Source organism: Mycolicibacterium septicum DSM 44393, assembly GCF_000455325.1.
Classification (GTDB): domain Bacteria; phylum Actinomycetota; class Actinomycetes; order Mycobacteriales; family Mycobacteriaceae; genus Mycobacterium; species Mycobacterium septicum.
In genome coordinates this window covers 186,537-193,384 of sequence record NZ_HG322951.1, presented here as the reverse complement: position 1 = coordinate 193,384, position 6,848 = coordinate 186,537, and the positions used below count along the sequence as shown (strand labels likewise).

Sequence of the window (6,848 nt, the reverse complement as noted above, 5' to 3'; positions counted from 1 at the left end):
GATCGGGGCGTTGGACTCCCTGCGCGAACAGGAGCTGATCGAATCGATTTTCTGGCGTACTGATCCGTTCGAGGAGGTGGCGGCCGAAGTGTCTGCGGCGTTGCGGATCAGCCAGGGCCGCGCGAGCACGCAGGTTCACCGTGCCCGGGTGTTGCGCGACAAGTTGCCGTTGGTGGCGGCGCGGTTCGCGGCCGGGGACATCGATTATCGGGTGGTGTGCATGATCATCACCCGCACCGGCATCGCCGACGCGGCCGTGTGGGCGGTGTTGGATGCGGAGTTGGCGGCGCGGGCGCATCGGTGGATGCGGCTGTCGGAACCCAAACTGCGGGATCGGGTGGATCAGTGGATCGCCAAACTCGATCCGAACGGGGAGCGGGTGCCGCCGAATCTGGTCGAGGAGCGGTTCGTGCAGATCGAGCCGCACAGCCCGGGTAGGGCTTCGGTGTGGGGCAACGTCGATGCCGCCGACGGGGCGGCACTGAATCAACGCCTGGATGCCGTGGCGGCGACGGTGTGTGAGAACGATCCGCGCACTCAGCAGCAGCGCCGCGCCGATGCGGTGGGTCCGTTGGCCCGCCTGGAATCACACCTGCCCTGCCTGTGCGGGCTACCTGACTGCCCCGCAGGACAGAAACGAGCCGCCGCCACCGCCGCGGTGATCCACGTCCTGGCTGACCAAGCCACATTGGATGGCACCGCTGATGATCCGGGCTATCTACCCGGCCATGGGATCCTGCCCGCCCAGAACGTGCGCGACCTGGCAGCGACGGCCAAACTCAAGCCTGTGCCGATACCGACCGCTGAGCCGACGGAGCCGAGCGATCCGGCTGACATATCGGGGCCAGCTGAGCCCGGCGCGGTGACCGAGCCCGGCAAGGCGAGGGCACTCACCAACCCCGAGAATTCCGAGCCGGGGTATCGCCCGTCGGTGGCGCTCTCAGAGTTCATCCGGTGGCGGGACCTCACCTGCCGGTTCCCCGGCTGCGACGCCCCGATCGAACGTTGCGACATCGACCACACGATGCCCTATCCGCTGGGCCCGACCCACCCGTCCAACACCAAGCTCTACTGCCGGACCCATCACCTGGTCAAAACCTTCTGCCCCGGATGGTCAGATCGCCAATTACCCGATGGCACTGTCGAAATCACCGCACCCACCGGCCACACCTATGTCACTGAACCCCACGGCGCGGGCCTGTTCCCGGCCTTGGGCCGGCCGACCGGGGAACTGAACCTGCCTGAACCGCCGGCTGCGAGTCCGGACCGCGCCGCGATGATGCCAAGACGCCGCCAAACCCGCGAACAAGACCGCCAAGACCGCATCAGCGCCGAACGCCGTCAACGCGCCGAACTCAACAACGACCTCGAAGTCGAACGCCAATACCAAGCCTGGCTCGCCGAAGAATACGGACCACCCCCACCGTTCTGAGCCAGTCGCACTACCCCTCGGCGCGCTCCTTGAGCCGCTGCAGGGTGAGCTGAATGTGCTCGGCATTGGCGGTGTCGCGATCGGACACTCCGGTGGCCAGACCCGCGACCTTCTTGAACCAGCCCGCGCGGCGATCCCAGGTCGACTCGGTGACCGTGCAGCCGCCGTCGGAGGCGGCGATGTCGTAGCGCCAGTGGGCGACGGGGAACACGAGGGACTTCACGTCGAAGGCGAAGGTCTTGCCCGGCTCGGCGTCGGTGATCGTGCAGACGGTGCTCCAGGCCTTGGAGCCATTGCGATTGTGCCCCTTGAAAACCGAACCGGGGCTGGCGGCGGTGCCCTTCTGCCACTCCATCGCATGGGCCTCCTCGGCGAGCGAGGCCAGCGTGGACAGATCGGTGATGAGTGCGTACACCGCCGCGGGGTCGGCAGCGATGGACACGGTGGCTTTCACAGGCTCGGTCATGGGGCGATCGTAGCCCCGGGCTACCTGTCGATCATTCGCATCTGAGCCGCGGTGTGATGGTCGCCCGCGGCAGGTGCGAGGTTGTCCAGAGTGGACAGTTGATCGGCAGTGAGCGTCACGGCATCGGCGGCGACGTTCTCCTCCAGCCGCTCGACACGTTTGGTTCCGGGGATCGGCACGATGTCGGGGCCGCGCGACAGCAGCCAGGCGAGCGCGACCTGTCCCGGCGTCGCGCCCGATGCGTCGGCGATCGCCCGCACCTCGTCGGCGAGACGCAGATTCGCGGCGAAGTTCTCCCCGGTGAACCGGGGGTTGTCGCGGCGGGTGTCGTCGTCGGCCAGGTCATCGACCGAGCGGATCTGTCCGGTGAGGAATCCGCGGCCCAGCGGCGAGTACGCCACGAAGCCGATCCCGTTCTCACGCAACGTGTCCAGAATCCCGTCCTCGGGATCTCGGGTGAACAACGAGTACTCCGATTGCAGTGCGGTGATGGGATGGACCGCATGGGCGCGCCGGATGGTCTCGACTCCCACCTCGGACAACCCGATGTGGCGCACCTTGCCCTCGCCGATGAGTTCGGCGAGCACTCCGACGGTCTCCTCGATCGGCGTGGACCGGTCCAACCGGTGTTGGTAGTAGAGATCGATGTGATCGGTGCCCAGCCGGCGCAGCGACCCCTCCACCGCGGTGCGGATGTTGGCCGGGCTGCTGTCCGCCCCGTCGCGGCCGGTGTGGGAGATCATCCCGAACTTGGTGGCGAGCACGACCTCGTCGCGTCGGCCTTGTAGCGCCCGGCCGACCAACTCCTCGTTCACGTACGGCCCGTACACCTCGGCGGTGTCGATGAGAGTGACGCCCAGGTCAATCGCCCGATGAATGGTGCGGATCGACTCTGCGTCGTCGCGACCCGCGCTGCCGTACGCGAACGACATGCCCATCGTGCCCAGCCCGATCCGCGCCACCTCAAGATCACCCAGCCGCGCCTTCTGCAAAGTTCCCATTGCCCCAGTCTGCCCGGGAATCGGTGGCCGCGCCCCGACGTTGTGCCGCGTATGACCGAGCGCCAGGTGCTGCTGCCCAGCGCAGCCCACCCCATCACCATCACCCCGACCGGGCGTCGGGTCACCGTCACGATCGGTGGCGCGATCGTTGCGCAGACCGATGGCGCCTTGACCCTGCAGGAGTCGACCTATCCAGCGGTGCAGTACATCCCGCGCGCCGACGTGGTGTTCGAGACGCTGACCCGCAGTGCCAACACCACCTACTGTCCGTACAAGGGCGAGGCGAACTACTACGACGTCGGCGGGGTTGCCGACGTGACCTGGACCTATGAGGACCCGTATCCGGCCGTCGCCGAAATCGCCGGTCACCTGGCGTTCTACCCGGAGAAGGCGCAGATCGTCCTGGCCTAATCTGGTGCTGTGCCCTCAACCAGCGTCGTATTCGAGGGTCCGGCCAGCCCGGGCCTGACGTTGGCGCCGTGGCGGCGCGGTGGTGGTGATCCCTGCAACCGGATCGGTGCCGACGGCGCGATCTGGCGCGTCAGCGCGATGAATACCGGTCCGGTCACCGTGCGGATCACCAAATCGGCCCCCGAGACCGTGGACTGCGAGGCCTGGGGTGCCGGGAGCGCCGAGTTCCTCGACGGATTCGCGGCGCTGGTGGGTGCCGATGACGACGCGACCGGCTTCGAACCGGTCGAACCGACGATCGCCGAGGCCCACCGTCGGGTGCCGCATCTGCGACTCGGTCGCAGCGGCCGGGTCCTGGAAGCCCTGGTGCCCGCGATCATCGAGCAGCGGGTCTCGGGCATGGACGCCTGGCGGGCCTGGCGACGGTTGGTGACGACGTACGGCGCCCCCGCTCCGGGGCCGGCGCCCGCCGGGATGCGGGTGCCGCCCACCGCCGAGGCGTGGCGACGCATCCCATCCTGGGAATTCCACCGGGCCAACGTGGATCCGGGCCGGGCCCGCACCATCGTCGGGTGCGCGCAGCGCGCCGACGCCCTCGAGCGGCTTACCGCTGAGCGGGCCGTGACGGCGCTGCGGTCGCTGCCCGGCGTCGGCGAATGGACGGCAGCCGAAACCGTGCAACGTGCCTTCGGCGACGCCGACGCCCTGTCGGTGGGGGACTACCACCTGGCGACGATGGTGGGACGCACCCTGCTCGGCAGGCCGATCGATGATGCGGCCATGGTGGAACTGCTCGAACCGCTGCGCCCACATCGGCAACGGGCCGTCCGGCTGCTGGAAGCCAGCGGACTGGCCCGTAATCCGCGATTCGGAGCGCGTCAGGCGATTCCGAACCTGCGCGCGTTGTAGCCGGGCTGATTGCGCGCCGCGGTTGTCGGGTACCCGGGACGGGAACCGATCGTGACTCGAAAGGAGCCGCAATGACCTCGTTCACCATTCCCGGACTGACCGACAAGCAGGGCAGCGACGTGGCCGCGCTGTTGCAGAAGCAGCTGAGCACCTATAACGACCTGCATCTCACGCTCAAGCACGTCCACTGGAACGTCGTCGGTCCGAACTTCATCGGAGTGCACGAGATGATCGACCCGCAGGTGGAGTTGGTGCGGGCCTACGCCGACGAGGTCGCTGAACGGATTGCCGCACTGGGCAAATCGCCGAAGGGCACACCGGGCGCGATCATCTCCGACCGCAGCTGGGACGACTATTCCGTCGGGCGTGACAACGTGCAGGCCCACCTCGCGGCACTCGACCTCGTCTACAACGGGGTGATCGAGGACACCCGCAAGGCGATCGAGCGCCTGGAGAAACTCGACCTGGTGTCCCAGGACGTGCTCATCGATCACGCCGCCGAACTCGAGAAGTTCCAGTGGTTCGTCCGGGCCCATCTGGAGAGCGCCGGGGGCACGCTGGCCCATGAGGGCGCGCCCACCGAGCGCGGTGCGGCAGGCAAGGCGCGACGCAAGAGTGCTTGACCTGAACCATTGTTGAGGTGCCAAGCTCGGCGGTATGCCTACCTGGATTTGCACGGGATGCGGTGTGGAACAACCGGATTCCGATACCGAACCGGCGACCAGCTGCGTGCTGACCTCCGAGGTGGTGTCGATCGAGGAACGTGGCGACCTACCACCGCACGGCATCTGGACCACGCTGGATGAACTGGCGGCCCAGCCGCACCACACCGAACACGTCGACCACGGCCGCGGGGTGCACAGCCTGCGCAGAGCGCCCAAGTTCGCCATCGGGCACCGGTCGTTCCTGGTGCAGACGGCGAACGGAAACTTGCTGTGGGATTCGCCGGGCTACCTGGACGACGAGATCGTCGGCCTCGTTCACGGCCTCGGCGGTGTCGCCGCTGTTGCCGCCAGCCATCCGCACATGTTCGGTGCGCAACTCAGTTGGAGCAGGGCGTTCGGGGGAGTGCCGGTGTATGTGAACTCCCTTGATGCCGAGTGGCTTCCGGCTCCGGATCCGCTGATCGAGCTGTGGGACGGGCAGTCCGAACCACTGCCCGGACTACGGCTGATACATGTCGGCGGCCACATGCGGGGCAGTGCGGTGGCGCTGACGGCCGATGGCACCCTGCTGGTCGGGGACACCATCTCCGGTGGGCTGGCCCGGAACTGGGTGTCGTTCCAACGGAACTTCCCCAAGCACGTCCCGCTGTCGGCCGCGGTGGTGCGGCGGATCGTGGACCGGCTCGATGCATACGACTACGACCGGCTCTACACCCTTGGCGGCGATGAGATAGACATCGCCGCCAAGGATGTGGTGCACCGGTCGGCCGAGACTCATATTCGCTGGGTCAGTGGTGAATTCGACCACCTGACCTGATCCGCGGTGCTACCGGTCGAGGGCGTCCTCGCGCACCGGACGGTCGGCCAGTTCGTCGGCGACACCGAACAGGAACGAGTAGGCGAGCCCGGCGATGGCCGCACCGACCAGCGGGGCCAACCAGAATGCCCAGAGCTGCGCGGGTGCACCGTTGCCGTTGAAGAACGCGACCGCCGTGGAGCGGGCCGGGTTGACCGACGTGTTGGAGATCGGGATCGAGATCAGGTGGATCAACGTCAGGGTGAGCCCGATCGCCAGTCCGGCAAAGCCCTTCGGCGCGCGGTCGTCGGTGGAGCCGAGGATGACCAGCAGGAACACCGCGGTCAGGATCACTTCGGCGAGGAGAACCGCGACCAGCGAATAGCCGCCGGGGGAGTGCTCGCCGAACCCATTGGCGGCCATGTTCCCGGTGGCAGACCAACCGTCCTTGCCGCTGGCGATCACGTAGATCACCACGCCGGCGACCAGACCGCCGACCACCTGTGAAATCCAGTACGGCACAACGGCTGCCCACTCGACGCGGCGGGCCAGCGCGGCGCCCAGCGTGACCGCCGGATTGAAGTGCCCGCCCGAGATGGTGCCGAAGGCGTACACGCCGGTCAGCACCGTCAGGCCGAACGCCAGGGCGACCCCGAGGAAACCGATCCCCACGGAGAAGCCGTCGGAGAGAAACTTCGCGGCGAACACCGCGCTACCGCAACCGCCCAGGACCAGCCAGAACGTCCCGATGAATTCGGCTGCCAATCGATGTGACATTGTCGGCGTACTCATGGCGAACTCCTCCGTAGATGTGGTTCATTCCGGAGGGTTTCACGCCACTGTGCAATGGCAGCATCGTTGTTGTGAAATTGATTGCACAGTGAAATTTACGTTGCCGTGCCGAAATCAGCGGTAGGCGGTGAGCCGGGCGATCAAGGCGACCACGCCGTCGTCGCCGATGGCCTGCGCATCAGCTACCCCTGAGCTTCGTCCGGTCCGCAATGCCCTTGCCTCATAACGGGATTCGTTGCCGCCGCGGAACTGGCGCAGATAGTTGACCCGCAATGAAGCCGTCTGCCACGGCGCACCGGTGCCGTCGCCGAGGGCGGCGGAGCCGACGAGTTCGAGTGCCGCGGCGGACACCCCGCCGTGCACGATGCCGATGCTG

The 6,848-nt window shown here is 67.2% G+C and carries 9 protein-coding genes; 5 read left to right on the top strand and 4 right to left on the bottom strand.

From position 1 onward, the window contains the following. Position 1 precedes the first annotated feature (1 nt). Entirely contained in the window at positions 2-1,432 is a 1,431-nt protein-coding gene (locus tag TX88_RS00905) for an HNH endonuclease signature motif containing protein (protein ID WP_244438308.1), read from the top strand. Between the two features lie 10 nt (positions 1,433-1,442). On the opposite strand, the gene TX88_RS00900 is transcribed toward TX88_RS00905, so the two are convergent. Both TX88_RS00900 and TX88_RS00895 read right to left on the bottom strand, forming a co-directional pair. Next, complete coding sequence (locus TX88_RS00900; protein ID WP_044513950.1) at positions 1,443-1,898, bottom strand: SRPBCC family protein; 456 nt, start codon at positions 1,896-1,898, stop codon at positions 1,443-1,445. 20 nt (positions 1,899-1,918) lie between these two features. Next, positions 1,919-2,890: an aldo/keto reductase gene (locus TX88_RS00895; RefSeq protein ID WP_044518964.1), complete on the bottom strand. Its 972-nt coding sequence runs from the start codon at positions 2,888-2,890 to the stop codon at positions 1,919-1,921. 60 nt (positions 2,891-2,950) lie between these two features. Here TX88_RS00895 and TX88_RS00890 point away from each other — a divergent pair, with 60 nt between their 5' ends. The 4 genes from TX88_RS00890 (at position 2,951) to TX88_RS00875 (ending at position 5,701) form a co-directional block, all read left to right on the top strand. Next, complete coding sequence (locus TX88_RS00890) at positions 2,951-3,310, top strand: DUF427 domain-containing protein (protein ID WP_044513948.1); 360 nt, start codon at positions 2,951-2,953, stop codon at positions 3,308-3,310. A gap of 9 nt (positions 3,311-3,319) precedes the next feature. Continuing rightward, complete coding sequence (locus TX88_RS00885) at positions 3,320-4,219, top strand: DNA-3-methyladenine glycosylase family protein (RefSeq protein ID WP_044513947.1); 900 nt, start codon at positions 3,320-3,322, stop codon at positions 4,217-4,219. Positions 4,220-4,290: 71 nt separating this feature from the next. Continuing rightward, complete coding sequence (locus TX88_RS00880; protein WP_044513946.1) at positions 4,291-4,842, top strand: Dps family protein; 552 nt, start codon at positions 4,291-4,293, stop codon at positions 4,840-4,842. A 34-nt stretch (positions 4,843-4,876) separates the two neighbouring features. Beyond that, complete coding sequence (locus tag TX88_RS00875; RefSeq protein WP_044513944.1) at positions 4,877-5,701, top strand: MBL fold metallo-hydrolase; 825 nt, start codon at positions 4,877-4,879, stop codon at positions 5,699-5,701. A 9-nt stretch (positions 5,702-5,710) separates the two neighbouring features. Here TX88_RS00875 and aqpZ read toward each other — a convergent pair whose 3' ends face one another. Beyond that, on the bottom strand, positions 5,711-6,472 hold the full coding sequence (gene aqpZ / locus TX88_RS00870; protein WP_044513942.1) for an aquaporin Z: 762 nt from the start codon (positions 6,470-6,472) through the stop codon (positions 5,711-5,713). A gap of 114 nt (positions 6,473-6,586) precedes the next feature. Next, positions 6,587-6,848 (bottom strand): PaaI family thioesterase (locus tag TX88_RS34820; RefSeq protein WP_244438307.1); only part of this gene is annotated, 262 nt, incomplete at its 5' end.

Excerpts from the sequence above, each read along its gene's own strand:
- TX88_RS00890 (WP_044513948.1), top strand. The coding sequence starts at position 2,951 with ATGACCGAGCGCCAGGTGCTGCTGCCCAGCGCAGCCCACCCCATCACC.
- TX88_RS00900 (WP_044513950.1), bottom strand. The coding sequence starts at position 1,898 with ATGACCGAGCCTGTGAAAGCCACCGTGTCCATCGCTGCCGACCCCGCG.
- TX88_RS00880 (WP_044513946.1), top strand. The coding sequence starts at position 4,291 with ATGACCTCGTTCACCATTCCCGGACTGACCGACAAGCAGGGCAGCGAC.
- aqpZ (WP_044513942.1), bottom strand. The coding sequence starts at position 6,472 with ATGAGTACGCCGACAATGTCACATCGATTGGCAGCCGAATTCATCGGG.
- TX88_RS00875 (WP_044513944.1), top strand. The coding sequence starts at position 4,877 with ATGCCTACCTGGATTTGCACGGGATGCGGTGTGGAACAACCGGATTCC.